28 protein-coding genes, 3 tRNA genes, 1 riboswitch and 1 other annotated feature are annotated in these 26406 nt (G+C 34.0%); of the genes, 8 read left to right on the top strand and 23 right to left on the bottom strand.

Annotated elements, in window-relative coordinates; genetic code table 11:
- Positions 1-5: 5 nt before the first annotated feature.
- The 4 genes from TMATH_RS00315 to TMATH_RS00300 are packed head-to-tail and all read right to left on the bottom strand — an operon-like array spanning position 6 to position 3809.
- Complete coding sequence (locus TMATH_RS00315; RefSeq protein WP_013149529.1) at positions 6-899, bottom strand: type II secretion system F family protein; 894 nt, start codon at positions 897-899, stop codon at positions 6-8.
- On the bottom strand, positions 896-2041 hold the full coding sequence (locus TMATH_RS00310) for a TadA family conjugal transfer-associated ATPase (protein ID WP_013149528.1): 1146 nt from the start codon (positions 2039-2041) through the stop codon (positions 896-898). The genes TMATH_RS00315 and TMATH_RS00310 overlap by 4 nt, the downstream gene beginning before the upstream one ends.
- Positions 2028-2765 (bottom strand): CpaE/TadZ family protein, encoded by a 738-nt coding sequence (locus tag TMATH_RS00305; protein ID WP_232192583.1) that lies wholly within the window; start codon positions 2763-2765, stop codon positions 2028-2030. The genes TMATH_RS00310 and TMATH_RS00305 overlap by 14 nt, the downstream gene beginning before the upstream one ends.
- A 33-nt stretch (positions 2766-2798) precedes the next feature.
- Positions 2799-3809 (bottom strand): helix-turn-helix domain-containing protein, encoded by a 1011-nt coding sequence (locus TMATH_RS00300; RefSeq protein ID WP_013149526.1) that lies wholly within the window; start codon positions 3807-3809, stop codon positions 2799-2801.
- A gap of 156 nt (positions 3810-3965) precedes the next feature.
- Between TMATH_RS00300 and TMATH_RS00295 the strand changes: the two genes are divergently transcribed.
- Positions 3966-4649 (top strand): hypothetical protein, encoded by a 684-nt coding sequence (locus TMATH_RS00295; protein ID WP_041591679.1) that lies wholly within the window; start codon positions 3966-3968, stop codon positions 4647-4649.
- A 563-nt stretch (positions 4650-5212) separates the two neighbouring features.
- On the opposite strand, the gene TMATH_RS12320 is transcribed toward TMATH_RS00295, so the two are convergent.
- The 6 genes from TMATH_RS12320 to TMATH_RS00270 form a co-directional block, all read right to left on the bottom strand.
- Positions 5213-5335: a hypothetical protein gene (locus tag TMATH_RS12320; protein ID WP_013149523.1), complete on the bottom strand. Its 123-nt coding sequence runs from the start codon at positions 5333-5335 to the stop codon at positions 5213-5215.
- A 105-nt stretch (positions 5336-5440) separates the two neighbouring features.
- Entirely contained in the window at positions 5441-5737 is a 297-nt protein-coding gene (locus TMATH_RS00285; RefSeq protein ID WP_232192582.1) for a hypothetical protein, read from the bottom strand.
- Between the two features lie 188 nt (positions 5738-5925).
- Entirely contained in the window at positions 5926-6384 is a 459-nt protein-coding gene (locus tag TMATH_RS00280) for a helix-turn-helix domain-containing protein (protein ID WP_013149522.1), read from the bottom strand.
- Positions 6385-6440: 56 nt separating this feature from the next.
- Complete coding sequence (locus TMATH_RS12315; protein WP_013149521.1) at positions 6441-6569, bottom strand: hypothetical protein; 129 nt, start codon at positions 6567-6569, stop codon at positions 6441-6443.
- A 1-nt stretch (position 6570) separates the two neighbouring features.
- Positions 6571-6900, bottom strand: coding sequence for a helix-turn-helix domain-containing protein (locus tag TMATH_RS00275; RefSeq protein WP_013149520.1), 330 nt, complete (start codon positions 6898-6900; stop codon positions 6571-6573).
- Between the two features lie 92 nt (positions 6901-6992).
- Positions 6993-7196 (bottom strand): helix-turn-helix transcriptional regulator, encoded by a 204-nt coding sequence (locus tag TMATH_RS00270; protein WP_013149519.1) that lies wholly within the window; start codon positions 7194-7196, stop codon positions 6993-6995.
- 152 nt (positions 7197-7348) lie between these two features.
- Between TMATH_RS00270 and TMATH_RS00265 the strand changes: the two genes are divergently transcribed.
- Genes TMATH_RS00265 through TMATH_RS00250 form a run of 4 tightly spaced genes read left to right on the top strand, consistent with a single transcriptional unit; the run spans position 7349 to position 10077 of the window.
- On the top strand, positions 7349-7738 hold the full coding sequence (locus tag TMATH_RS00265) for a helix-turn-helix domain-containing protein (protein ID WP_013149518.1): 390 nt from the start codon (positions 7349-7351) through the stop codon (positions 7736-7738).
- A gap of 5 nt (positions 7739-7743) precedes the next feature.
- Entirely contained in the window at positions 7744-8097 is a 354-nt protein-coding gene (locus TMATH_RS00260; RefSeq protein WP_013149517.1) for a hypothetical protein, read from the top strand.
- Between the two features lie 30 nt (positions 8098-8127).
- The gene (locus tag TMATH_RS00255) at positions 8128-8895 is read left to right on the top strand and encodes a phospholipase D-like domain-containing protein (RefSeq protein WP_013149516.1); all 768 of its coding nucleotides are present in this window, start codon (positions 8128-8130) and stop codon (positions 8893-8895) included.
- A 60-nt stretch (positions 8896-8955) separates the two neighbouring features.
- Positions 8956-10077, top strand: a complete 1122-nt coding sequence (locus TMATH_RS00250) for a site-specific integrase (protein ID WP_013149515.1) — start codon at positions 8956-8958, stop codon at positions 10075-10077.
- 85 nt (positions 10078-10162) lie between these two features.
- Here the strand turns inward: TMATH_RS00250 and TMATH_RS00245 are convergent.
- Together TMATH_RS00245 and TMATH_RS00240 are read right to left on the bottom strand one after the other, a co-directional pair.
- Positions 10163-10239, bottom strand: a tRNA-Arg gene (locus TMATH_RS00245).
- A gap of 68 nt (positions 10240-10307) precedes the next feature.
- Positions 10308-13037, bottom strand: a complete 2730-nt coding sequence (locus tag TMATH_RS00240) for a UPF0182 family membrane protein (protein ID WP_013149514.1) — start codon at positions 13035-13037, stop codon at positions 10308-10310.
- Positions 13038-13254: 217 nt separating this feature from the next.
- On the opposite strand from TMATH_RS00240, the gene TMATH_RS00235 reads away from it, so the two are divergent.
- Entirely contained in the window at positions 13255-14475 is a 1221-nt protein-coding gene (locus TMATH_RS00235) for an LCP family protein (protein ID WP_013149513.1), read from the top strand.
- 26 nt (positions 14476-14501) lie between these two features.
- Here the strand turns inward: TMATH_RS00235 and TMATH_RS00230 are convergent.
- From TMATH_RS00230 to lepB, 4 genes are all read right to left on the bottom strand, one after another.
- A tRNA-Ser gene (locus TMATH_RS00230) sits at positions 14502-14595 on the bottom strand.
- 32 nt (positions 14596-14627) lie between these two features.
- A tRNA-Ser gene (locus TMATH_RS00225) sits at positions 14628-14717 on the bottom strand.
- Positions 14718-14770: 53 nt separating this feature from the next.
- A complete protein-coding gene (gene serS / locus TMATH_RS00220; protein WP_013149512.1) occupies positions 14771-16042 on the bottom strand; it encodes a serine--tRNA ligase in 1272 nt (423 codons plus the stop codon).
- 35 nt (positions 16043-16077) lie between these two features.
- Positions 16078-16268, bottom strand: a binding site (T-box leader).
- 43 nt (positions 16269-16311) lie between these two features.
- Complete coding sequence (gene lepB, locus TMATH_RS00215) at positions 16312-16842, bottom strand: signal peptidase I (RefSeq protein ID WP_012994207.1); 531 nt, start codon at positions 16840-16842, stop codon at positions 16312-16314.
- Positions 16843-16979: 137 nt separating this feature from the next.
- Between lepB and TMATH_RS11975 the strand changes: the two genes are divergently transcribed.
- Positions 16980-17150 (top strand): hypothetical protein, encoded by a 171-nt coding sequence (locus TMATH_RS11975; protein ID WP_013149511.1) that lies wholly within the window; start codon positions 16980-16982, stop codon positions 17148-17150.
- Positions 17151-17234: 84 nt separating this feature from the next.
- On the top strand, positions 17235-18299 hold the full coding sequence (ytvI, locus tag TMATH_RS00210) for a sporulation integral membrane protein YtvI (protein WP_013149510.1): 1065 nt from the start codon (positions 17235-17237) through the stop codon (positions 18297-18299).
- A gap of 18 nt (positions 18300-18317) precedes the next feature.
- On the opposite strand, the gene ribH is transcribed toward ytvI, so the two are convergent.
- From ribH to leuB, 7 genes are all read right to left on the bottom strand, one after another.
- Positions 18318-18782 carry a 6,7-dimethyl-8-ribityllumazine synthase gene (gene ribH, locus TMATH_RS00205; protein WP_009052036.1) on the bottom strand — a complete coding sequence of 155 codons (465 nt, stop codon included), beginning with the start codon at positions 18780-18782 and terminating at the stop codon, positions 18318-18320.
- A gap of 77 nt (positions 18783-18859) precedes the next feature.
- Positions 18860-20050, bottom strand: a complete 1191-nt coding sequence (locus TMATH_RS00200; protein WP_013149509.1) for a bifunctional 3,4-dihydroxy-2-butanone-4-phosphate synthase/GTP cyclohydrolase II — start codon at positions 20048-20050, stop codon at positions 18860-18862.
- A 37-nt stretch (positions 20051-20087) separates the two neighbouring features.
- Positions 20088-20711 (bottom strand): riboflavin synthase, encoded by a 624-nt coding sequence (locus TMATH_RS00195; RefSeq protein WP_009052038.1) that lies wholly within the window; start codon positions 20709-20711, stop codon positions 20088-20090.
- Between the two features lie 10 nt (positions 20712-20721).
- Positions 20722-21804: a bifunctional diaminohydroxyphosphoribosylaminopyrimidine deaminase/5-amino-6-(5-phosphoribosylamino)uracil reductase RibD gene (gene ribD, locus TMATH_RS00190; protein WP_013149508.1), complete on the bottom strand. Its 1083-nt coding sequence runs from the start codon at positions 21802-21804 to the stop codon at positions 20722-20724.
- Between the two features lie 85 nt (positions 21805-21889).
- Positions 21890-22004: riboswitch (FMN riboswitch) on the bottom strand.
- Positions 22002-23666 carry a biosynthetic-type acetolactate synthase large subunit gene (ilvB, locus tag TMATH_RS00185; RefSeq protein ID WP_013149507.1) on the bottom strand — a complete coding sequence of 555 codons (1665 nt, stop codon included), beginning with the start codon at positions 23664-23666 and terminating at the stop codon, positions 22002-22004. (Overlaps the previous riboswitch by 3 nt.)
- Positions 23663-25342: a dihydroxy-acid dehydratase gene (gene ilvD / locus TMATH_RS00180; RefSeq protein ID WP_013149506.1), complete on the bottom strand. Its 1680-nt coding sequence runs from the start codon at positions 25340-25342 to the stop codon at positions 23663-23665. Before ilvD ends, ilvB begins: the two co-directional genes overlap by 4 nt.
- Positions 25339-26406: a 3-isopropylmalate dehydrogenase gene (gene leuB / locus TMATH_RS00175; RefSeq protein ID WP_012994198.1), complete on the bottom strand. Its 1068-nt coding sequence runs from the start codon at positions 26404-26406 to the stop codon at positions 25339-25341. Before leuB ends, ilvD begins: the two co-directional genes overlap by 4 nt.

Raw genomic sequence — 26406 nt, 5'->3', positions numbered from 1 at the left:
CCCTTTTACGAAGAAGAATTAATGTTTTTAATCATGTAAAGCCCAAATACGATTGACACAGCGTTTGAAATTGCTATAGCTTGACCTGTTATGGTATTTTTTACAATGTACACAATGTCCGGGTCAGCAGAAATATTCATCATCAGAAGAAGATTTATTACTATCATCACGAGTATAACCATGCTTCCCACTGAAGCGTTAGCTGCTTTAATAGACTCAAGGGAAAAAATTTTTTCACCCTGCTCTCTTAGCTTTGTGAGAGCCTTATTAAAATTTCCCCCGTATTTTGCATTCATCTTAGCAAAATTTATAAACTTCCTGAACTCTTTGTTTCCTGCTTCAGCAGCCATATTTTCAAGACATTCATCAACACTCATTTGAGTCTTTTCATACAAAAAGACGTTTCTTTTAATTATTGACCTCAAAGGTTCAGAAATATAAGGTGTTGTTGATTTTAAGGCATTGATAATATTACCCTCAATGTTGTAAAACCCCATAAATGTTGTCAAAAAAGACAAATACGCTTTTTTAATTTTCTTAGCATTTACGGACGACATAAGCATCATAGCAGCATAGGGGACATACACAATTGAAGAAGCATAAAACAAAGCTGCAAAACCTAGCCTGCGAAAAAGATAAATGCCTGCTGCAAAGAGCAGTGCACTGACAATCATCATATTTTTTGCATCAAGAAAGGGGAGCTTACTTTTAATACCTGACCTTGCTAAAATCACATCTATGCTTTTTAAAAGTTTAGACCCTTTTTCTGACAAAACTCCCGTCTTTTTAAACTGCCATTTAGATATGCGCTTTTTAAACTTTAGACGCTCAACGCCTAATGCTGCAGTATATATAACTAAAGCCAGAAGAGCAGACTCTAAAAAAGTTAAATAAATCAACCAACACCTCCTCCCCTCAAATCCAGTATTTCTTTTACTTTGTAGTCCTCCATAAAAACAATCAAATCCAATGAGGCAAAAAGCATTTCCCTTAAATCATCCACCGGCACATCAGTACCTGAGCGCTTCATGAGAAGAATTAATCTGTTTAAAACTTCTCCTGCAGAGTTTGCATGGACTGTTGCCATGCTTCCGCGGTGGCCCGTATACACGGCATTGAAAAAGTCCATGGCTTCTCTGTCTTTTATCTCACCTATAAAAATCCTGTCCATACTCATAAGAAGTCCTATCTTTGTGAGCTCAAACAAAGTATAATCTTTTACTTCAGGATTGTCAGAAATCCTTACAAGCTTGCAGATAATATCAGGGTGCTTCGGTTTAATTTCAAACGTCTCCTGAATCAAAAGGCCTCTTTCCTCATGCGGAATGAGGTCAATCAAAGCTCCTAAAAGAGTCGTTTTTCCACTTCCACCCTTACCGGCTATGACAATGGTTTTTCTGTCTATCACTGCCTTTTTAAAAAATTCTTTCTGCTCATCAGAAAGCATTCCTTTTACAACAAGCTCCTCCAGTGTAAAGCTTGTGGTAGGCTTTCTGATTGAAATAGAAGGGGAGAGAACATTAATCGGCTTTAGTGATATGACAATTCTTAGGTTTCTTTTTCTGTCAGTAAGTACAGCTTCAGCATTGGAGTTCTCATCCAGCTTTCCTCCGCACATTGCAGCTATTCTGTAGCAGTATCTTGTTAGTTTTTCTTCACTCCCAAAATCCACTGGCACTCGAAATTTTTTGCCAAACTTTTTGATATAGACAACGTTGAAGGAATTTACGAGTACATCCGATACTTCTGGGTCTTCAATGTACGGCTGTAATGGCCCATAACCAAAAAGCACATCAAACACTCTTTGTGTAAATTCCTCAACACTGCCTTTGTACAGCTTTTTATCAATCACCAGCTCTCTTATTTTGTTTTCTAGTAGTATCCGTGGCTGTATCCCACTTTCCACTCCTGCAACAAGATCTGGATGCTCCTCGACAATTTTAGCAACAATCTCATCAACAGCTGTATTTACACTAGAGTCTATCTCTTTTCTGTTCTGATAACTAATTTCTTCTGGAACAAAAGGATTAATTAACGCCAAAGCTTTTCGCCTCCTCAGCTCTTTTGATGTCAATTGTTTTCTCTGTGTCTTTTTTAAATAAAAATTCTATTATTTTGCCGACATCTCTAAGTATGTTTTTCTGGCCATATCTTACACTAAAGGTTTCAATTTCAAGGATTTTTTCAGCAGTAGAAGTGTCTATTTCTTCTTTACCGACAGCGTTTAATATTGCCTTAAATTTTTCTTTTTCAACACCCCATCTATTTGAGACAAAATCAATCATTTGTGCTGTATCCTCAATGTTCCAAACAGTAGGCGCTGTAACGGCAAAAATAACATCGCTGTTTTTTAGCGCAGTATAGGTAGAAGAGAAAAATATCCCTGCACTTGTATCAATAACAACATACTCAAATTCATTTTTCAGTACTTCAAGCACGGCAGAGAAGTGCTTTTCCTCAAACTTTGTAAAATCATTTATCCCAAAGCCTGTTAAAATCCATATACCCTGTTTTTTCTGTAAATGCTCATTAACTGCGTCTGCTATACTACTTCCATTCTCCACTGCCTCGTATATATTCGATTTGTCACGAAGTTCAATCCCAAAATACTTGTGAACGTGCGGTGTAACCTCCTTAAAATCAGCCACAACTATGTCTTTTTTGTACTTTTTTAAAGCTAAAGCAAATGCAGCAGCTAATGTTGTTTTTCCGGTACTTCCTCTTGCACTCCAGAAAGATATTATCTTGCTGTTCAATACTATCACCTCCAACTTTGTACTATATTGCGTCTCTCCTTCTCATGAAGAGTCATCAAATAAAGTCTCTTCATCCATTTCCAAAAGCTCTTTATTTGAGAAAAACTCCTTTCTGCTGTATTCAAGAAGCCTTCTCTCAAGTTCTTCTACGTCGTAAGTCCTCTGGGTATAGCTGTTGAAGTAGTTTCTAGGAGGAGTGAATTCTTTCTTCAATTTTTGTTCCTGCTCAAAAGGCTGTGTGTCCCAGTTTTCTCTGAGGGCAGAAATAATAAAACCCTCTGGATTATCAATTTTCCCTCGTAGCATTGCTTTCTCTAAATAAGCTACAGCGTTCATTACTTTTTCAGCGGAATATTCTTCTAGAAGAGCGGCAAAAAAGGAGACTTTATCTCTCCCTGTAATTTTTTTGTACTGTTCATTTATTTCAACAACAACCCCAGCCGAAGGCTGGGAATTTGTTCCGCCGTTAGGCGGGTTGTTGTTTATATATTCTTCTGTTTCATATTCTTCTGTTTCTTTATTATTCTGTTTGTAGGGGTGTTGTTTTTTCACCCTCCAGGGTGAAATTTTTTCACCCCCGAGGGTGAAAATTTTTCCCCCTCCCTGTGCAAAATTTTCACCCTCCCTTTCTTTATAATCTTCTTCACCAGTTTCTAATATGTCTTCTTCAAACGGATTTGTCTCTGGTTCTTCTTTTGAAGAGAGAATTTTTATAATTCTTTCGAAAAGGCCTGTAAAGTCGTAATAATTTGTCGTTTGCCTTCCCTGTTCATCTGTCCTGTTTATAATGCGAAGATAGCCTTTTTCTATAAGAGAATTTTTGTAATTGTGTAAAGTACGCACAGAAACTCCTGTATAGTCGGCCATCTTCTTAAGAGAAGGTTTAGGCAGTTCTGTCGTCCATTTAAACCGAAGTATCTGAGCTATAAACCAGCATTCTCCGACAGACAGGCCTAGTTCTTTTTGAAAAGAAAAAACAGCATCTGGGATGCTGGCAATTCCACTTCTGACAATAACCTCACCAAATCTAGCAGTAAAATTAGAGGAAAGCATAACATTAACCTCCTTATGACTGAAAAATTCCTGATAGGTTCCCGAAGGGGTTCTATCAGGAATTTTTCAGGGAATGTTCCATTAAATGAGATACATGTTCAATTTTTTAGTGTACCTCTCGATAATATAGTTATAAAACTAAGTGGGGTGTTTGTAGTGAAAAAATTACATAATAAACTTAAAGAAGCACTAAAAATATACCAAGAAGCCAAACTTTCATATTCGGAGGTTATTTTTTTCCCTGAGAAAATTTATAAAAGATTTTATGTAACATATTACATTTCTGTCGGTGTATTTGCATTTTCTTCCATTCAAATTGTAAATGCTTATTCTATTCATAGAAAGTTTGGAAGCTTAGAAGTACTATTTTTAATCTTAACCATACTTTATTTAGTAAGCTCTTCTTATATAGAAAAAATTATAAAAAGCTTTAGTAAACTTCAGATACGCAATAATATAGATTTGTATATTACAAATTTAACAACCGAGTTAATAAAACCTAATTTGTCAAAAATAATAAGAGAAAGCACTGTTAATAAAGAATCTTTTCAACTAAAACTAAACAACTCTGTGTTAACTAGTCTTACAAATGGATTGCTACAGATAATAAGCTTCTTAGCGGGCTTTTTTGCTAAAGCACTTTATGAATCATTCAAGAATGGTGCAGATTGTGATAATGTTTTTCGCTCGCTAGTTACTTTAGTTTTACTTTATTTTATCTTATTATTGGTCACACATCTTTTACTTGATATGTTTAAGTCTAAAAATTTATATTATATTGAAATGTATGATTACCAAATCAAATATGCGGAATATTTAAAAACGCAAATTAAACTCTAGGCAAATGTGAGTATAGTTAAAATTATAGAATAAACTATCAAACCAAAAATAGATAATAATTGAAACGTTCGTATTTCGAGTAAGATTGTTATATATATGGATAGCATAATCACGACTAGCCAAATTGGATATGTTATAAAAAAGTGATACATAATTACCGAAATTATAATCGAATAAAGAAAAGAAGCCACATCTGATATAGAATCGTCAGAGAATGAACCCAAAATAAAAAACGTTACTTGAAACATTAAAAATGAAATAAATGCAGGTAATATTTGTACATTCTTTGCTCCCTGATAAGCTATTTCTTTTATAAATATGTAGGCCAGTATATTCAACGATAAAAAGAAGAAAACGAAAAAGCTTATTATTATTTTCGCTTCAGGAGGTATGTGCTTCATTTTTCGTATAAATGGATTTTGCTGTACTAATTTTTGATATATGTTAAAAGGAAAAAGCCACTTTTTTACTGTAGGTTTAAATTTTCTCATTAATAATCACACCTTTCTACACTTTAAAGTTTTCGATAATATTTGCTTACACTTATCATCCGTCAGCTACACCTATACTTTTTTGGAGCTGATTAAAATAACAAAGCTTATCATTAGTCCTAAAACTATGCCAAAGAAAATACCGGCTGCTAGGCCGGCAGTATAAAGAGTATTCAAGTTTTCATCTCCTTTCATAAAAATCCTCAATAAAATAGAAAAAACCGGGCTTATTAAACACCCAGTTTTTTGCTCAGCTCTTTTATGCGGTTATCATAGTATAATGTTTTAAAGGTAAAGTTATTATTTATTCTCGTAATTACTTACCCCAAATTTAATAACCCTTACATTTATATTATAAAATAATGAAAAACTTCCATAGTCAATTTCTATAAATATCTCTTCACCTTTTGTTTTTCTTTCAATTGTTCCTGTAATAAAATGATAAGATGTAATACCTTTATAACCCACCTTTTGGTTTAATTCATATTCTATTTTTTTGTATGTTGCGTAACTTAAATAGCCGTCTTTTTCGACATCTTTAATATATTTTTCTGCAATACTTTCTATTATGTTTCTTATAGTATGCTCTTTATGCATACTATTTATATTGTAAACCGCAGGGAAAACCATAACAAAGATAAAAATTAATAGGCTTATAATAATTATTAGTCTTATTTTTAAATTCCTCCCTCCTAAGCGGTGTAACTACTGTAGAAATAAGCAATTATAAATTACAACATGACAAATTTTGCGTTTTTTATACACTTATCTCTTTTTATTACTCCCTATGTAGATACTCTAAACTGTTTTAAAACATTTTTATGCACATAGACTGACCTAGGCAAGTCCGCAGGCCTTTTTCCGGCACTTTCGTTGAAGACAAGCCTTTCTTTTTCTTTGTTGTAGTCGTAGTGAGTTATGCATAATTTTACCAGAGTATCAGTGCTTAATGTTCTTCTTTTAGACATTGACATTGCATTCTGTCTTTGAAGGTCCATCATACCTGCATAGAGTGCTTCCTCTTCTTCTTTTTCTTCATTTCTCTTTTGTTTTTTATACTCATTCCTCCACTCTTTTGCTCTTTTTTCGCTTTCTTTTTTGCGTCGTTCCTTTTCCTTCTCAAACTCTGGAAATTGCTTTAAAACTCTTGAAATTGTAGATTTATTAACTCCTAATATTTTTGCTATTTCTACAATCTTTAATTTATCTTCAAAATAGTACTTTTTTACTAGCTCTACATCCATAAAAGTCCCTCCGCAACTTTTTTGTCCCCTAATTTTGGGCATAGTACGGCTATATATTATGTTTTTATCATCAATTTCCAGCCTTCACTGACTTTTTCTATTCTTATGGGGACTACTTTCATAAGGGCTTCAGCTATTTTAATAAGTACATTTTTATTTTTTATTGGTTTAAATTCAATCCACATTTTATCTTCTGCCTCCCATGGCAATTACTTTGCTGGTACCTTTTTCTTCTTCAAACTTCTTCTGCATCCACTCCTCTAAGCCTCTCCTAGGGATGATTATTTTTCTGCCGTGTATTTTCATAGCAGGGAAGTCTTTATGCTTTGCAAGCTCATACATATAGCTTTTGCTCACACCTAGCACTTTTGCTGCTTCGTCTATGGTGTAGGCATCAAGTAAGGATAGCGGTTCTTGTTCTTCCTTATCTTTGTCACTGGTGTTGAGAAGCTGCATGATTTGACCTATAACGTCTGTAATGTCAACTTCAAACTTTATGGTTATTCTGTTATCCATGATTTTTTACCTCCTTATGTAAAACTGGAAGAAATAAGGGTATAATAGAGACAGAACAGTTGTTACGCTTAAAAACTTATTCTTAATTATTTTTACGAACTTTTAGTTCGATTATTTGCCAAAAAAATATCATCTATAGTAGTATTAAAGAAATTTGCAATCTTTATTGCAGTTTCCATACCGGGAATTCTACCACCTTCAATTTGAGAAATATAATCTGGCGTTACTCCTAGTTTTTTTGCTAATTCTTTTTGTGTGAGTTTATATTTTATTCTTAACTCTTTTAGTTTGTTCATTAATAACCCTCCCGCATGAACTAAATGTTCAGAATCTACTTATATTATACTGAACATTTAGTTCTATGTCAAGAACTTTTTGTTCACTTAAATACAAAAATCGAACTTTATGTTATAATAAAATCCAGATAAAAGAAAGTGGGGAAAGGAAAATGTTAGGTGAAAGAATAAAAGAATTACGAAAGAAAAAAGGAGTAACTCAGAAAGAATTAGCTTTATATCTAGGTGTTTCAGACAGAGCAGTAGGATATTATGAGAGCGGTCAGCGAACTCCTCCTCCTGATATATTACAAAAAATCGCTGATTTCTTTAATGTTTCTGTTGATTATCTTCTTGGAAGAACAGGTGTTTACAACCCTACTGATGAAATTACTGAAGCAATTTCTGATGACCCAGAGCTGTTTGAGTTTTGGAATACATTGAAAGAAAGGGAGGATTTAAAGCTTTTATTTAAGCAGACTAAGAAGCTTTCTCCCAAGGACATAAAGCAGATAATTAGAATAATAAAAGCAATAGAAGATGAGGAAGATAAGGAGGAATGATTTAATTGAGCAGTATTAACTTGCTTGATACATCTCTCATGAGAGCTTTGATGGATGAGACAATTCCATTTCACGATGTTATGAATGCATTCGGCATAAGAACTCACATAGTGTTTAATCTGCCCGCATCGGTACTGGGGTTTACATATGTAAGCAGGAGAGGAAACTATCATCTATTCCTTAATGGAAATGTAAGTTACAGAACACAGGTTAAAACTTTCCTTCATGAGATACAACATATACTGAATGATATGCCGAAGTGTGGCTATATTATAGGTATTAACATGGAGCATTTAGAGTTGGAAGATGAGGCAGATGAAGCATCGCTGCAACTGTTTAGATATTTAGTAAAAAGTTAATCTTTACAAAAAGGGGGATTAAAGTTTTTTATGAATGGAAATTACATAAAACCGTTTATTAGCGACAATGTCAGTTGCTCACTCTATCTTGGAAGAAATGCAGGCGAAAGGATAAAAAATTATATTAGAAACGCAAAAAAGTCAATAAAAATTTTTTCTCCTTATTTTAGTGCAGAGTTAATTGACCTATTATTAGAAAAAACAGAAAGTGTAAAAGATATAAAACTAATTTCTTCATTTAAAATTAGTGATTTGTATAACCCTATGAATTTTAACTTACTGAGAAAAATAATTTTACAGAAGCGTTATGTAGATGAAGATTCTGTAAATAAACGAAAAAGCATGTATTATTTTACAATGGTTATGGCTATTATACTTGTTATCTATATTATAATTTCTGCTGTTCTTTTTAGCACTAAAGATATTAATCTTTTTACTTCGACTCCATCAATTTATTTTTTACTCTTAATTATAATTTTGTTTCTAAGAAAAAAGATTACTTCTACCAGAATATACACCTACACGTATTATACCCCTTTCTTTGTTAAATTTATAAATAATGATGGTATTTTTTTACACTATAAACTTTTCATAATTGATGATTCATATGCCTTCTTGGGATCTTTAAATTTTACATCTTCTGGATTTTTTAAAAATTACGAATCATGTATAACTATAAGCGACGAAAATATAGTAAAACTTCTTTCCGAATACTTCGAATATATAGCTAATAGTCAAATCAATGAAATTGATATTTCGTCTTTGGGGCGCAAGCTTTATAAAGAACCTATTAATTAAGCTTTGATATTAAAAAACAACCTCGAAAATTTAAAATAAATCTTATAGGGAGGCATTACCATGAGAGGACACATAAGAAAAAGGGGAACTACATATTCAATTGTTGTAGATGTAGGAAGAGATGAAAATGGAAAGCGAAAGCAAAAGTGGATAAGCGGGTTTAAAACAAAAAAAGAGGCTGAAAAAGCTCTAGCAGAAATAATTGCTAAAATTGAAAAAAACGAATTTATAGAGCCTTCAAAGATAACCCTACAGCAGTTCATCAATGAATGGCTCAAAATATACGGCGAACCTAAGTGGGCTCCAAAAACTCTTATATCAAACAAATCACTCATTAATAATTACATAATACCTAATTTAGGCCATATAGAACTCCAGAAGCTAAAACCCGTGGAAATTCAGAAGTTTTATAACTTTTTAAAAGAAAAGCAGCTTTCTAACACAACAGTTAACTATGTCCACAAGCTTCTTAATCAGGTTTTGAAATTTGCAGTTAAATGGCAGTATATAGCTAAAAATCCATGCGAGTTAGTAGAAGCACCCAAAAAAGACAAAAAGGAATTTGTAACGTGGAACTTTGAACATGTAAAAAAAGCAAAGAAAATTTTTAAAGATACTCCAATATACATCCATGTTATGATTGCTTTGCATACAGGTCTAAGACTAGGTGAAATATGCGGTTTAAGATGGGAAGATATAGACTTTAAAAACCAAACAATAACCGTGCGGCGGACAGCACAGAGAATAGACGGCCGGTTCATCTTTAAAGAACCAAAAACAGAAACAAGTAAAGGAATTATAGCCATTCCAGACTTTTTAGTTCAAATTTTAAAACAAGAAAAAAATAAGCAGCTGCAGAATAAACTGATTTTTGGCGAAAAATATATAACTGAGTACGAAGGTTTTATAAGTGTCTGGGAAGATGGTAGATTTAAAGAACCTGATTATGTTACGAAGAAATTTAAAAAAATTCTTCAGAAACAGTCTGAGATACCGGTTATAAGATTTCATGACTTGAGGCACACACATGCAACTCTCATGCTGCGCTCTGGAGTTGACTTAAAAACCATCTCTAAAAGATTGAGGCACGGGCGGATAAGCACTACTGCGGATTTTTACTCTCATGTAGATTTAGAAATGGAGAGAGAAGCATTAAGAAAATTAGAGGCAAATTTGTCCTAAAAAACAACTCTCACCTACAAGGTGAGAGTTAATTATTTCAGACGTTTGCAAAATGTTTGCAAATTAGAAGTTAGAGTCTTCAAAATGGTGCGCCCGGAGGGACTCGAACCCCCAGCCTTTTGATCCGTAGTCAAACGCTCTATCCAATTGAGCTACGGGCGCTTAAGCTATAATATATAATAACACATTTTAATTTTAATTGCAATGTAACTTGCTTTATTTCCCTTACATTATTTTTTTACACTTTCATTTAATTCATTTAATATCTGCTTTAATTCATCCATGTATTTCCCAAAATCAGTCCAATTTCCATTCTTAACTGCTTCCATAGCGTTTTGATATGTTTCATGAGCCTTCTCTATAAGCTGCTTTTGTGTATCATTTGCTGTATTCGAAGGTACAGTTTGCTGAGATATTTGCTGAGCATTCAGGTTAAACAATTTATTCAAAGCATTTTTTAGAGTATCCTCCATTACAATCTGGTCTTTATAAGCTACTATCACTCTCTTTACTTCTGGCAACGCATTCTGATTTTGAGATTGTATATACAAAGGCTCTACATAAAGCATAGAATCATCAATTGGTATCGAAAGGAGATTTCCTCTATTGACTGTTGAGCCTTGTTGGTTCCACAAACTTAATTCTTTAGAAATATTAGGGTCTTGGTCAATCATGTTTTCTATTTGCAAAGGTCCATAAATAATGGTATTTTTAGGAAATTTATATACAATAAGTTTACCATAATTTTTTCCGTCCATTCTTGCTGCCATCCAAGCCACCATATTAGCTTTTGTGGCAGGAGTATAAGGTATCATTAAAATGTATTCCTCTTTAGTTTCTCCTGGCAGCTTCATTATCATATATTGAGATTCTTGGTACTCTATTTTATCTTCAAATTTTTCTTTTGCAATATCCCATGCATCTTCTTTATTGTAAAACACTTGTGGGTCAGTCATATGATAATTTTTATAAACCTCTGCTTGAATGTCAAATAGAAATTGAGGATATCTTATATGTTGTTTCAAACCATGAGGCATTTCTTTTATATCTCTAAATAGTGTAGGGAAGATTTTGCTATATACTTTTACTAAAGGATCATTATTGTCTGAAATATAGTACTTAACATCCCCATTATAAGCATCTATAACTACCTTCACAGAATTTCTTATATAATTGATTCCCATACTTCCATAAGGCTGAGAATACGGATAATTAGTAGAATATGTGTAAGCGTCTATTATCCAATATAGTTTACCATTATCTATTACAATGTAAGGGTCATCGTCATAGAGCAAAAAAGGAGCTATTTTAGAAACCCTTTGCTCTATATTGCGATATATGAGTATCTTACTGTCTTTTGTTATATCAGCAGACAATAAAATTCTTGCATCCCCTGTATATATGCTAAAAAGAATTCTATTTATAAATGTCATAGGTATACCTGTAGTTCCTTTATAATTTGTCTGGACATTTTTGTCTCCAGAAGGATAATCAAATTCTCCAGTTTTCGTATTTACAATAGCATAATTGTTAGTAAGTTCTCCAAAATAAATTTCAGGCCTATCAATTTTTATATCAGTATTGGTAGAAGGTGGTACGTTTTTTATTATCATAGCCGGTTGGCCTGTTGGGGTAACATCATTGACTAGAGACATTACTACACCGTAGCCATGGGTATATTTTAAATGCAAATTTATCCATGTTTTTGCTTGAGGAGATAAGCTCTCATGGTCCATCTCTCTTGCTGCTAAAAATACTTGCCTGTACTTTCCATTTATTGTATACCTATCTATGTCAATGTCATTAAACTTGTAATAAAGTCTTATCGCTTGTAATTGATTATACGCCTGTTTAACTGGTCTATAGTCGTTAATCATTATATTATCAATAGTAGCCTTATTTTCTTCCAAAACTTTAGGAGTTAACTCTTTTTTCATATCATAATTTTTTTCTGTTACTCTATCTAACCCAAAAGCCTTTTTTGTGTATTCTATGTTATAGTTTATATATTTTTTTTCTTTGTCCAACTCATTAGGAGAAACAATTAAATTCTGAACGGCTGTTTCAGTGAGCACCATTATGGCTGCTAAAATTATTATAATAGCTGGAGCAGCAACTATATATTTTATATTTTTCCTATAAAATCCTACCAAAAGCAAAATTGCTGCTACAAAAGAAACTATTGCAAGTGCCCTGTAAAACTGCAGTGAAACGTGAATATCAGTATAAGTCGCTCCAAAAACTATACCTTTTGTAGAATACAAAAGTTTAAAAGTTTTTAAATAATACCCTATGCCCATGAGTACAAAAAAGATAAATCCTAAAAGTACAAGTTCTTTAAATGCTTTTATTAAAATGTCTTTGTTATAAATGGCTTTAAATAAATTTCCGTCTCTATCTGAAATTTCATAAAACCTTGTTTTGTCAGACAAGTATATTAGTCCATATGCAATTATTATGACAACTATCATCACAGGTATAAACACAATTAATAGATTATAAATATCATATAAAAGCGGTAACTTAAACATATAGAAGCTAATATCTTTATGAAATATAGGGTCGGTTTCATTAAAATTTACAGAATTTACAAAAAACAATAAATCATTCCACCAATTTGTTGCTGCATATAGTGTTATAAATAGTGCAGTTAATAAAGAAACAACAATACCCACTCTTCTATATATGTTAACATTCTTTTTAACGATTATATCCTGTGCAAAGTTAACATAATCTCTTATTATTTTGTCTGCATAAAAGTACAACACCATAAATACAAGAATGAAAATCGGCACACCCATTGTAAACTGAGTCAAAAATTTTTTAAAAAATACATCAAGATAATGCAAATCAGAAAACCATTGAAAATCTACGATGAAGTTTACCAAACTTACAATAATTCCTAAAATTGCAAAAATTAAAATGATCAAAGAAATTAAAAAGATATTAGGTTTTTTCAAACTTAGCACCCCTTTTTTTATAGCTTTTCTTTTTATTAATTATATCATAACCTTGACATGTATCTTTAAATAAAGAAAGTTAAATAAAGAAAGAAGAATAAAGTTAATAAATATTTAATAACTTGTAACATTCTATTAATTGACTTTTAATTTCTAAAATGCTATATATTCATTATATAAACAAAATATTGGTATGATAGTTATAGGAGGAAAAACCATGAAAAAAACATTGAAAATAATAATTTTTATTGTGATAGGTATCATCCTCTCCGTTGGTGTGGGAACTTATATATTTTATAAAAATATTCACGGCCCTGCTTCTCATGAAAAAGATACTTCTGCTGTCAACAAAAATAAATCTCAAAATAACAAAATAGAAAATATAAAAAGAAAAAACATTCTTTTTGTGGGCAGTGATGAAAATAATTTATCAGATACTATTTTAATAATAAATTATGACCCTTTAAATAAAAAAATAAATATATTATCAATTCCAAGAGATACATATTATCCAAGACCTGGATTTAACGCCCCAGAAGAGAAAAAAATAAATGCTGCATTTTCTGAAGAAAAAATAGATGGGTTAAAAAATGCAGTAGAAAATTTACTAAATATCAAAATTGATAATTATGTAATTTTAAATTATGAAGGTTTTAAAAAAATAATAGATACAATTGGAGGAGTAGAAGTTGATGTACCTTTTAACATGAAATACGATGACAATAGTGCAAATCCCCCTCTTCATATAAATTTAAAAAAAGGCAGGCAAGTATTAGATGGAGAAAAGGCAATCCAGTTTATAAGATATAGACATGGTTATGTAGACGGTGACCTTGGAAGAATAAAGGCACAGCATCAATTTCTCGAAGCTTTATTGAAAAAAATACTGCAACCTTCAATATTACCAAAAGTGCCTTCTTTAGCAATAACAATAAGTCAATATTTGAAAACAGACTTATCTGCTTCTGAAATAACTCAATATGCTTATCAATTCATTAAAGATAAGCCTTCAACTATAGATGCAATAGCGCTTCCTGGAGAAGGGGGATATGAGGGCAATACCAGTTATTTCTTTGTAGATAGTATAAAAACTCAAGAAATAGTAAAAGAACTTTTCATCGATGAGGTCTCAAACTCAAATATTTCAACTACGTCTTCACTTGAAAATAAAAACATAAAAATAGAAATTTTAAACGGTGCAGGAATACCGGGACTTGCCACGAAATACGCTGAAATTCTAAAAAACGAAGGCTTCAATGTTGTGAAAATTGGAAATGTAGTCGGTATGACTTTCAATTCTTCTCGCGTATACGCAAGGACAGATGAAGAAAAAGCTAAAAAAGTTGCAAAAGCACTTTTTATAACCAATGTAGAAAAAGATATATCACCTGATGTAAAAGTAGATGTGACAGTAATACTTGGAAAAGACAAAAAATAATAAAATAGAGCAACCACATAATAAAATGGCGGAGAAGGAGGGACTCGAACCCTCGCGCCGGGTTATCCCCGACCTACAGTCTTAGCAGGACCGCCCCTTCACCATCTTGGGTACTTCTCCACACTGGTTGCTCATAAAAAATATTAATTTTATGGCGGAGAGGGTGGGATTCGAACCCACGGCCCCTTCTCGGGGTCACTGGTTTTCAAGACCAGCTCCTTAAACCACTCGGACACCTCTCCCTGCTGGGACGATATAAAGTATATCATACACCAGCAGTATTGTCAATATACATTTATTTCTTTATAATATCTACTCTCATGTAAGGTCTTAAAACTTCTGGTATGACAACTGAACCATCTTCTTGCTGATAATTTTCTAATATTGCAGCAAAGGTCCTTCCTACAGCGACGCCAGACCCATTTAAGGTGTGAACATATTGTGCTTTGCTTCCATCTTTAGGTCTGTACTTTATATTAGCTCTTCTAGCTTGAAAATCTTCACAATTGCTACAAGAGGAAACTTCTACATATCTTCCATAGCTTGGCATCCACACTTCTATGTCATATTTTTTTGAAGCAGTAAAGCCTAAATCACCTGTGCATATGGCCACCACTCTATAAGGAAGTCCCAACAGTTGTAAAACCTCTTCCGCATCTTTAGTCATTTTTTCTAATTCTTCATAGGATTTGTCTGGTTCTGTAAATTTGACAAGTTCAACTTTGTTGAATTGGTGCTGCCTTATAAGTCCTCTTGTATCTCTTCCCGCGGAACCTGCTTCTTGTCTGAAACATGCGCTATAAGCACAATGATATATTGGAAGCTTGTCACCATCTATTATTGTATCTCTGTACATATTGGTTACAGGTACTTCTGCCGTGGGTATCAAAAAATAATCAGTACCGTAAACCTTGAAAGCATCTTCTTCAAATTTAGGAAGTTGTCCTGTGCCAAGCATACTCCTTCTATGTACTATAAATGGAGGAAACACCTCAGTATACCCATGTTTTTCAACGTGTAAGTCCAGCATGAAATTTATAAGTGCCCTTTCTAAACGAGCCCCAAGACCTTTGTAAAAAGTGAACCTTGAGCCTGTTACTCTCGCTGCAGCTTCAAAGTCTAAAATATCCAGTTCTTCTCCTATTTCCCAATGAGATTTTGGTTCAAAGTCAAATTTTCTCGGTTCACCCCATCTTCTTACTTCAACATTATCTTCATCGCTATCCCCTATTGGCACACTTTCATGAGGTATATTAGGGATTGTCCACAAAATTCCCTCCAATTGTTCTTCTACCTCTTTTACTTCTTGCTCCATTTCTTTTATTTTGCTGGACAATTCTTTCATTTCAGCTATCAAGTCGCTGACATCTTTTCCTTCTCTTTTAAGTTTTGCAATATTATCTGATTCTACATTTCGCCTATTTTTTAATGCTTCTAATTCTACTAACATCTGTCTTCTTCTTTCATCTAGTTTTAAAAATTTATCTATATCCGCCTTGTCCTTTTTAAGCTCAATAGCCCTCTTAATAGCTTCAGGATTGCCTCTTATTCTTTTTACATCTATCATACAAACAACCTCCTTTAAAAGTAATTCCCGTCCCACAAAGGGACGGGAATGCCGTGTTGCCACCCTCTTTTGGCTTAAATAAGCCCTCCACATGATTTAACGGTCGCCCGAAGGTCATTACACCTTAGCTCCGGGATGGAATTCATAAGTAAAACTTACTGGTTCGCACCCACCACCAGCTCTCTTAAAAGTTTATACTTACTACTCGTCCCTTCATTGCCGACATATTTTTTTAATATTATACTACTTTATCAAACTACTTTCAATAGCTATTTTCCAGACATAGAACCAACTCTATTAGGAGGCCATATCCTAAAGACTATTTTGCCCAAAATTTGATCTTTAGATACGTACTTATGCTGCCAAAATCTGCTATCCATAGATTCATTTCTATTATCTCCCAACATAAAGTAATGACCAGGCGGAACAACATATGGGCCAAAATTTCCCTTCATTGGTTCTTTTATATAAGGCTCCTTCACCACCTCGCCATTTCTTATTAATACTCCATTTTTTATTTCAATTACATCTCCACCTATTCCTATCACTCTTTTTACAAAGTTAACCTTTGGGTTGTCAGGAAAGCGGAATACTACAATGTCTCCTCGCTTTACAGGTTCAAATTTGTATATAAACTTGTTTACAATGAATTTATCATTTAACTGAATAGTATCTAGCATTGAACCTGTGGGTACATCTACCAATTCGAAAACATACGTTCTTATAAACAGAGCAATCAAGAAAGCGAGAGCTATAGTAAATATCCAGCTTAATATTTCTTTTTGTACGTTTTTGTCCATATTTTCTCTCCTCACTTAAAAGTACAGTGATATTATAACATAAACTTCAAACAAATTCTAATTTTTTTATTTCGTATGTATAATTCTCTAATATATGTCAATAATTAAATTAAAGCACATATTGGGAGAGATGTAAAATGAGAGAAATAGAATATCTTTTAGATTTGGCGGAAATAAAAGATACAGAGTACAAAAACTTGCTAGCATTACTTTCCTTAATAGATTTGTTGGTAGAAAAAGGAATCATAACGCGACATGAACTTGCGCAAAAGTCAAAAGAAATAGCAAAAATAAAAACCGCCCTTTAAAAATCCGTTTCGGCGGATTTTTTATTTTTACAATAGACTTTCATTAATTCTCATATTATAATAAAGTGAAAGGAGGTTAATAGGGTGAACAATTATTTAAAATACAGCGATATAATTAAAAAAATAATACTTATTGTTTCCGTTTTTATTATATTTTATTTGGTCATATTTAAAATTATTCCTTTTTTGATGCCGTTTGTAATGGCTTTGATTTTCGCTGTAATAATTGATCCTGGAGTAAATTTCTTGGAAAAGAAATTAAAGGTGCCAAGAGGATTAGCATCCTTTATTTTACTTTTGATATTAATAGGTGTGATAGGATCACTTATTGCAATAATAGTAACACAACTTATATATGAACTAAGTTCTCTTGCAGAAATAAGCACAAATTACGCAAATACTATTAATGATGCAATTTTAAATCTTGTTGACAGAATAAGGACCTATTACATATCATTGCCTCCAAATATTACCTCCCTTATTGAAAGCAACATGTATTCTATTTTAAATTATATATCTTTATTTGCAAAGAATCTTGCTACATGGCTTTTGAACTTTGCAACAAAATTGCCTAATTTTTTCTTCATGACTTTGATCACACTCGTAGCTACTTTTTTTATAAGTAAGGATAAAAATCTTATACTAGATTTTATAAAAAGGCAAATTCCATCCCATTGGGCACAACATGCAAAAAATATACAGATAGACCTTTTAAAAACATTTTTCGGATACCTTCGAGCAGTAGCAGCAATAATGCTTATAACATTTTTGGAAGTATCCATTGGTCTTGTAATAATAGGCTTTGACTATCCATTTTTATTGGGCCTTTTTGTAACCATTGTAGATGCATTGCCCGTACTAGGTTCTGGTTCTGTTATGATACCATGGGCCCTTTACAATATTATCATAATAAAAAATTACATGGTAGGAATATATCTTTTAATATTATACATTTTGGTGGTAGTTGTAAGACAGATGATAGAACCTAAGATTGTAGGTCAGAGTATCGGTCTTCATCCTCTTGTTACGCTTTTATCTATGTTTATAGGTGTAAAACTTTTTGGTGCTTTAGGACTTATAATAGGACCTGTATTTGTGGTAGTATTTAAAGCTCTCCAAAGAGCAGAAATTATCCCTCCTTGGAAATAAAATAAGGGCATTTTGCCCTTATTTTATTTCCTCCATTAGATTTGCCATCTCTATTGCGGTAACGGCTGCCTCAAAACCTTTATTGCCACCTTTTGTTCCCGCCCTTACAATAGCTTGCTCAATTGTATCTGTGGTAAGAACACCGAATATAACTGGAACTTCTGTATCAAGAGATATTTTTGCAATACCTTTTGATACCTCATTTGCAACATAATCAAAATGGGGTGTCTCTCCTCTTATTACTGCTCCAAGTGCAATTACTGCATCATATCTTTTAGATTCAGCCATCTTTTTAGCTATAAGCGGTATTTCAAATGCTCCAGGTACCCACGCAATTTCAATGTTTTCATTTAAAGCACCATGCCTTTTTAGGGCATCAAGGGCCCCTTCGAGAAGTTTGTTCGTTATGAATTCATTGAATCTGCTTACTACAATTCCAAATTTCTTTCCTTCTGCTATAAGTTTTCCTTCATATATTTTCATAAACTATACACTCTCCTTATTAATATTCTTTCATTATATACTTAATAATTACATTTAATTCATTTTTTTGTAGCATTTTACACTTCCAAAATTAGATGTCCCATTTTTTCCTTTTTTGTCTTGAGGTATTTTTCATTATAATGATTTGGACAAATTTCTATAGAAACCCTTTCTACAACATCAAGGCCATAGTCTGATAATTCCGTAATTTTTTGCGGATTATTTGTCATAATCCTTATCTTTTTAACTCCTATATCTTTCAAAATCTGTGCAGCTATATTGTACTCTCTTAAATCGGGTGGAAAACCAAGCTTAATATTCGCTTCAACAGTATCAAGCCCTTGATCTTGCAGATGATACGCTTTAATCTTGTTTAAAAGTCCTATGCCCCTTCCTTCCTGCCTCAGATAAACTAGTACTCCTCCTTCCTGTCCTATTCTTTCCATTGCCGCATGAAGCTGGTCACCACAGTCACATCTTAGCGACCCTAATATATCCCCTGTAAGACATTCAGAATGTATCCTTACAAGTACAGGTTCTTTATTTACATCTCCTTTAATCAGAGCTACATGCTGTTTTCCTGTTAATATTTCTTCATATCCAACAATTTCAAAATTTCCATACTTCGTTGGAAGTTTCGCCTGTGCTACCCTTCTCACAAGTATTTCATTTTTCATTCTGTACTTTATCAAATCTTCAATAGATATGATTCTTAATCCAAATTTTTTTGCAAACTCTAAAAGGTCAGGCAACCTTGCCATATTTCCATCGTCTTTTATGATTTCGCATATTACTCCAGCGGGTTTGAGTCCTGCAAGAACTGCAAGGTCTACAGCCGCTTCTGTATGCCCTGCCCTTACTAATACACCACCATCTTTGGCTCTTAAAGGAAAGATATGTCCTGGCTTTGTAAAATCTTCCGGCTTTGAATTATCGTCTACTAATTTCTTCACTGTCAGCGCTCTTTCAAATGCAGAAATACCAGTGGTACATTCTTTATAATCTACAGATACAGTAAAAGCAGTTTCTTTATGGTCAGTATTATTCTCAACCATCTGGTAAATGCCAAGCTCATTAAGTCTCTTTTCTGTCATCGGAACACATACAAGACCCCGTCCATATTTTATCATAAAATTAATGTGTTCTCCTGTAACTTTTTCTGCTGCCATAACTAAGTCGCCTTCATTTTCCCTATTTTCATCATCTACCACAATAATCATTTTCCCTTGCTTTATATCTTCTATTGCATCTTCTATCCTATCAAACATTGGTCTTTCCTCCTTAACTTAGAAAAGTCATCAACATCTATATAAATCCATTTTCTTTTAATAAATCTTTTATATCCTTTTTCCCTATTAGTTTTTCTACATACTTAGAAAGTATATCAACTTCGATATTTACACTATCTCCTACCCCTTTATAACCCAATGTGGTCTTAAGCATTGTATGTGGAATAACTGAAACAGTAAAATAATCATATCCATCCTCAACAACCGTTAAACTTATACCATCAACCGCAATACTTCCCTTACGGGCAATGTATTTTGTAAATTTCTCATTGATAGCTATTTTAAATATAAAAGCATTTTTTTCCTGCCTTTTCTCTATGATTTTTCCAACGCAATCTATATGGCCAGTTACAATATGCCCGCCCATTCTCCTTCCAACTTGAAGTGCTCTTTCAAGATTGACAATGCTTCCAGTTTTCAGATCTTTTAAATTACTTGCCCTCATGGTTTCAGGCATAACATCAGCCGCAAAACTTTCGTCTGATATATTAGTAACAGTTAAACATACACCGTTAACTGCTATGCTATCACCTATTTTTGTTTCCTCAAGGACTTTGCTACATTTTATAACAATTTTTGTAAAAGTACCATGTGTAATATTCTTAACAGTTCCTGTTTCTTCTATAATTCCAGTAAACATACGCCATAACCTACTTTCTTACATATGCTGTTATTAGTATATCATCATCTATTCTATCAATCTCCACATCTTTTAATTCTATTGAATTTCCTATATCCGAAAAACCTATACCTTCTACAGGTGTTAAAGCATTTTTTCCTCCTATTATTCTAGGTGATATAAAAAACATAACTTTATCAACAATTCCCTCTTTAAATGCAGACCAATTTAATGTCCCACCGCCTTCAATCAATACACTATCAATCCCCCTCTCTCCAAGTTTTATCATTAGCTCTTTTAAAGGTACTTTTCCATTGTCATTCTTTAATATAATAACTTCAATATCCATATCTTCAAGCTTCTTTCTCACATTGTTTGGCATAAGTTCTGTTGTAGCAATTATCGTTTTTGCCGTTTTGTCTCTTATTACATTTGAGTCAAGTGGAATTCTACCTCTACTATCCACAATAATCCTTACAGGATTTTTATACCCCTCCAACCTTGTTGTAAGCATTGGGTTATCCTTAATTACTGTATTTACCCCAACCATAATAGCGGATACCCGTCCTCTTATTTTATGAGCAAATTCTCTTGATTTCCCATTTGTAATCCATTTAGAATTTCCATTATAACAAGCAATCTTACCATCAATACTCATAGCAGATTTTAATATCACAAAGGGAAATTTTGTCGTAATATATTTAACAAATATTTCGTTGAGTTTCCTCGCTTCTTTCTCCATCATCCCCACATGTACTTCTATTCCCGCCTCTTTTAACCTTTTTATACCGTTCCCGCTAACCTTAGGATTTGGGTCTTCCATCGCTATATACACTCTCTTAATGCCAGATTTAATTATTTCTTCAACACAAGGAGGCGTTTTGCCATAATGGCTGCAAGGTTCAAGTGTTACAAACATAGTAGAACCTTCAACATTTTCAACTGCATTTTTTAATGCATTTACTTCAGCATGTGGCCCTCCAAAATATTCATGATAACCCTCACCTATTATTTTTCCATTTTTAACTATTACAGCACCCACAAGTGGATTAGGGTTTGTGTATCCCCATCCTTTTTTAGCCAGTGTTAAAGCCCTTTTCATATATTCTTCCAATTTAATCCCTCCTATACTAAAAAATCCTGAAGGTTAAACCTTCAGGGTTAAAAAAACCCCCAGAGAACATATTCCCTGGGGAATATTTCTCCTTCTCCCATCCAGACTTTAACTGTCGGCCTCGGAATTTCACCGAGTCTGCCAAAAGGCTCGCGGGCTATACCGCCGGTACGGAATTTCACCGATCCCTGAAGGTTTTATCCAATTGTATTTTCAACAGTTCCACCTGCGGGGATAAATGGAAGCACCATTTCGTCTTTGTCTATAATACATTCTATCATAAAAGGTCTTTTTTGACTATAGGCTTTTTTAAAAGCTTTTTCAAATTCCTCTTTTGTTGTCACTCTTATTCCTTCTACTCCAAAATCATTGGCAAGATTTGCAAAGTTTAAATTTGCATTTAAATCTGTCTGCGAAAATCTTTTATTGTACAAAAGATTTTGCCATTGTCTTACCATACCTAAAGTCCGGTTGTTGAGTAATACCGTTATAACCGGAATATTGTATACTGCAGCTGTCTCCAAAGCATGTATATTCATTCTTAAACTTCCATCACCTGCAATGTTCACAACCCTTTTGTCTGGCTTTCCCACCTGTGCACCTATTGCAGCAGGAAGCCCAAAGCCCATTGTCCCGAGTCCTCCTGAGGTAACAAAAGTCCTCGGCTGCTTAAATTTATAATACTGCGCAGCCCACATTTGATTTTGCCCCACTTCAGTAGCTATTATAAGGTCATCGTTTGAAAGCTGTTGAATTTTTTCTACTATCCACTGAGGCCTTAAAACTTCATCGTTTTTATACTTTAATCCGTGCTTTTCTCTCAAGAAAGAAATTTCCTCTAACCATTCCTTTCTTTCAATGAATGAAAGTTTATTCATTAAGAGTCTTAAAACTTCTTTTACTTTACCTATAATTGCTACATCTACTTCTACATTTTTCCCTAATTCTGCAGGGTCAATATCAATATGGATTATTTTAGCATTTGGTGCAAGTCCTCCTGCTTTGCCAGCAACTCTGTCGCTAAATCTCGTCCCTATTGCTATCACAAGGTCTGATTTATACACAGCCAAATTCGCAAATCTGCTTCCATGCATACCAATAAGACCTAATGACAAAGGATGGTCTTCTGGAAAAGCTCCCAATCCCATCAAAGAAGTAGCAACAGGTATATTGGTCTTCTCGGCAAATTCTACGAGTTCGTTTGATGCTTCTCCCCAAATCACTCCTCCTCCTGCAAAGATTACAGGTTTTTTACTTTGTAAAATAAGCTCTATAGCTTTGTCTAATTCTTTTTGCGAAACTACTCCATTGATATCGTTTTTTATATCAATACTATCTCCTATTCCCTTTACATATTCTATATCGGCGTTTTGTATATCTTTTGGAATATCTACTAATACAGGACCTGGTCTTCCACTCTTAGCAATTGCAAATGCCTGTCTTATAGTATCTGTTAATTTATCAGGAGACTTTACAATAAAGTTGTGTTTAGTTATAGGCATTGTAATACCTGTTATATCTACTTCTTGAAAAGCATCCTTTCCTATAAGATTTGTAGGCACCTGTCCTGTTATCGCCACAACAGGTACAGAATCCATATAAGCATTGGCTATGCCCGTAACAAGATTGGTAGAACCAGGGCCAGAGGTAGCAAAACAAACCCCTACTCTTCCAGTAACTCTTGCATAGCCATCTGCCATATGTGCCGCCATCTGTTCGTGTGTTGCTAATATGTGTCTTAAATCAGAATCATACAGTGCATCATAGATAGGGATAACTGCTCCTCCAGGTATGCCAAATATGGTATCAATACCTACTTCTTTTAAAACTTCTATTACAACTTGTGCACCTTTTAATATCACAAGGCTCCCCCCTTAAAAACTGCTCCTTTACTTGCAGAAGTTACCTGTTTAGCATATCTTGCCATATAACCAGTTTTAATCTTCGGCTCAGGTCTCACCCATTTTTTTAGTCTTTCTTTTATTTCCTCCTCACTTAACTTGACATTAATTTTTCTTGCTGGTATGTCTATTTCAATTATGTCTCCATCCTGAAGTATAGCTATTTCTCCTCCTTCCATAGCTTCCGGAGAGACGTGTCCTATGGAAGCTCCTCTTGTTGCACCTGAAAATCTACCGTCTGTTATAAGTGCCACATCTTTGTCAAGTCCCATACCTGCAAGGGCTGAAGTAGGACTTAACATTTCTCTCATTCCCGGTCCACCTTTTGGTCCTTCATATCTTATTACAACTACATCGCCTTTTTGTATTTTTCCTCCATATATTGCTTTAATAGCTTCTTCTTCAGAATCAAATACTTTTGCTGGTCCTTCGTGTCTTAGCATCTCCTCTGCTACTGCAGATGCTTTTACAACAGCTCCCTCTTTTGCAATGTTACCGTACATTATCACAAGGCCTCCAGTACTGCTGTAAGGATTGTCTATTGGCCTTATCACATCATGATTTAAAATTTTCGCGTCTTTTATATTCTCTCCCAATGTCTTTCCCGTAACTGTTAACACTTCAGCATTTATAAGGTTAGCTTTCGTCAGTTCTTTTAAAACAGCCGATACTCCCCCTGCAAAATACAAGTCCTCTATGTGGTATTTTCCCGCTGGGCTTAACTTACATAAATTGGGTACTCTCCCGCTTATATCGTTTATTTCATCAAGAGATATTTCTACCCCTGCCTCATGGGCTATAGCCTTTAAATGCAAAATTGTATTTGTGGAACCGCCTAAAGCCATGTCTAAACTAAAAGCGTTTATGAATGCCTCTTTTGTGAGTATATCGGAAGGCTTAATTCCTCTCTCTACAAGCTCCATGATTTTCATTCCAGCTTGCTTTGCAAGTCTTATTCTTTCAGAATAAACAGCCGGAATCGTACCATTTCCTGGAAGCCCCATTCCTAAAGCTTCTGTCAAGCAATTCATAGTGTTTGCAGTAAACATTCCCGAACAGGAACCGCAAGTAGGACAGGCGTTAAGTTCTATTTTATAAAGGTCTTCATCCGAGATTTTCCCAATTTTATGGGCTCCTACAGCTTCAAAAACGCTGCTTAAATCGCACACATCACCATTACACTTTCCTGCAAGCATTGGGCCTCCGCTTACAACTATTGCAGGAATATTTAGGCGTGCTGCTGCCATAAGCATTCCCGGTACTATTTTGTCGCAATTAGGTATAAGCACAAGCCCGTCAAAACCGTGAGCTGTAGCCATGATTTCTATACTATCTGCTATAAGCTCTCTACTTCCCAGTGAATATTTCATACCTTTATGGTTCATGGCAATGCCATCACAAACACCAATAGTGGAAAACTCTATAGGAGTTCCTCCAGCCATTCTGATGCCTGCTTTTACAGCTTCAGCTATTTTGTCAAGGTGAATATGTCCTGGTATAATTTCGTTTTTCGAATTTGCAACTCCTATAATAGGCCTTTTTATCTCTTCATAAGTCAAGCCTAAAGCATATAAAAGTGACCTATGTGGTGCCTTTTCGACTCCCTTTTTTATGCTTTCGCTTATCAATATCCTCACCCCTTTATATACTCCACCACTTTATCTCCCATCTCCTGAGTATTTAAAATTATTCCTTCTCCCAAATCAAAAGTCCTATAACCTGCCTCTAAAACTTTATTTACTGCATCCTTTATGTCATTAGCAGCATCAAGTAGATTAAAAGAATATTCCAGCATCATAGCAACTGACAGTATTGTAGCTAAAGGATTTGCTTTTTTTGTTCCAGCAATATCTGGAGCAGAACCGTGTATAGGTTCATAAAGTCCTACTTTATCTTCTCTTAAACTAGCGGAAGGAAGTACTCCTATAGAACCTACAATTTGTGCAGCCTCGTCACTTAATATATCGCCAAACATATTGGAAGTGAGAATTACATCAAATTGAGAAGGATTTTTAACGAGTTGCATTGCGCAATTATCTACATACATATGATTTAATTCAACCTCAGGATATCTCTTACTTACCTCGTCTACTGTTTTTCTCCACAATCTTGAAGAATCCAAAATGTTTGCTTTGTCTACAGAAGTGACTTTTTTCTTTCTCTTTAAAGCCGCTTCAAAGGCAATGACCGCTATCCTTTCTATTTCTGAGGTCTGGTACACTTCTGTATCATAAGCCTTAAAACCATAATCTATAGTAACTGTTCCCCTCGGTCCAAAATAAATTCCACCAGTAAGTTCTCTTACCACAAGAATATCCAAACCCTCTTTTAATAGTTCATTCTTTAAAGGTGAAGCTTCTTTTAAAGGAGGATAAAGAACAGCAGGCCTTAGATTTGCATAAACCCCTAGGCTTTTTCTTAAAGCTAGAAGCCCTGCTTCTGGCCTTTTATCTCCCTCAAGGTTATCCCATTTGGGGCCTCCCACTGCTCCCAAAAGTACAGCATCACTGGAAAGACACGCATTTTTTGTCTCTTCCGGATATGGAACACCGTATTTGTCTATAGCTTCTCCCCCAAAGTGATATTTTTTTACATCAAATTTCAGTTTATATTTTTTTTCTATAGCAGATAAAACTTTTAATCCTTCTTCTATAACTTCAGGTCCAATTCCATCTCCAGGCAGTACTGCAATTTTAAACAA

Source organism: Thermoanaerobacter mathranii subsp. mathranii str. A3, from assembly GCF_000092965.1.
GTDB lineage: Bacteria > Bacillota > Thermoanaerobacteria > Thermoanaerobacterales > Thermoanaerobacteraceae > Thermoanaerobacter > Thermoanaerobacter thermocopriae.
The sequence above is the reverse complement of the archived record's forward strand: the minus strand, read 5'-3'. Positions and strand labels throughout refer to the sequence as shown.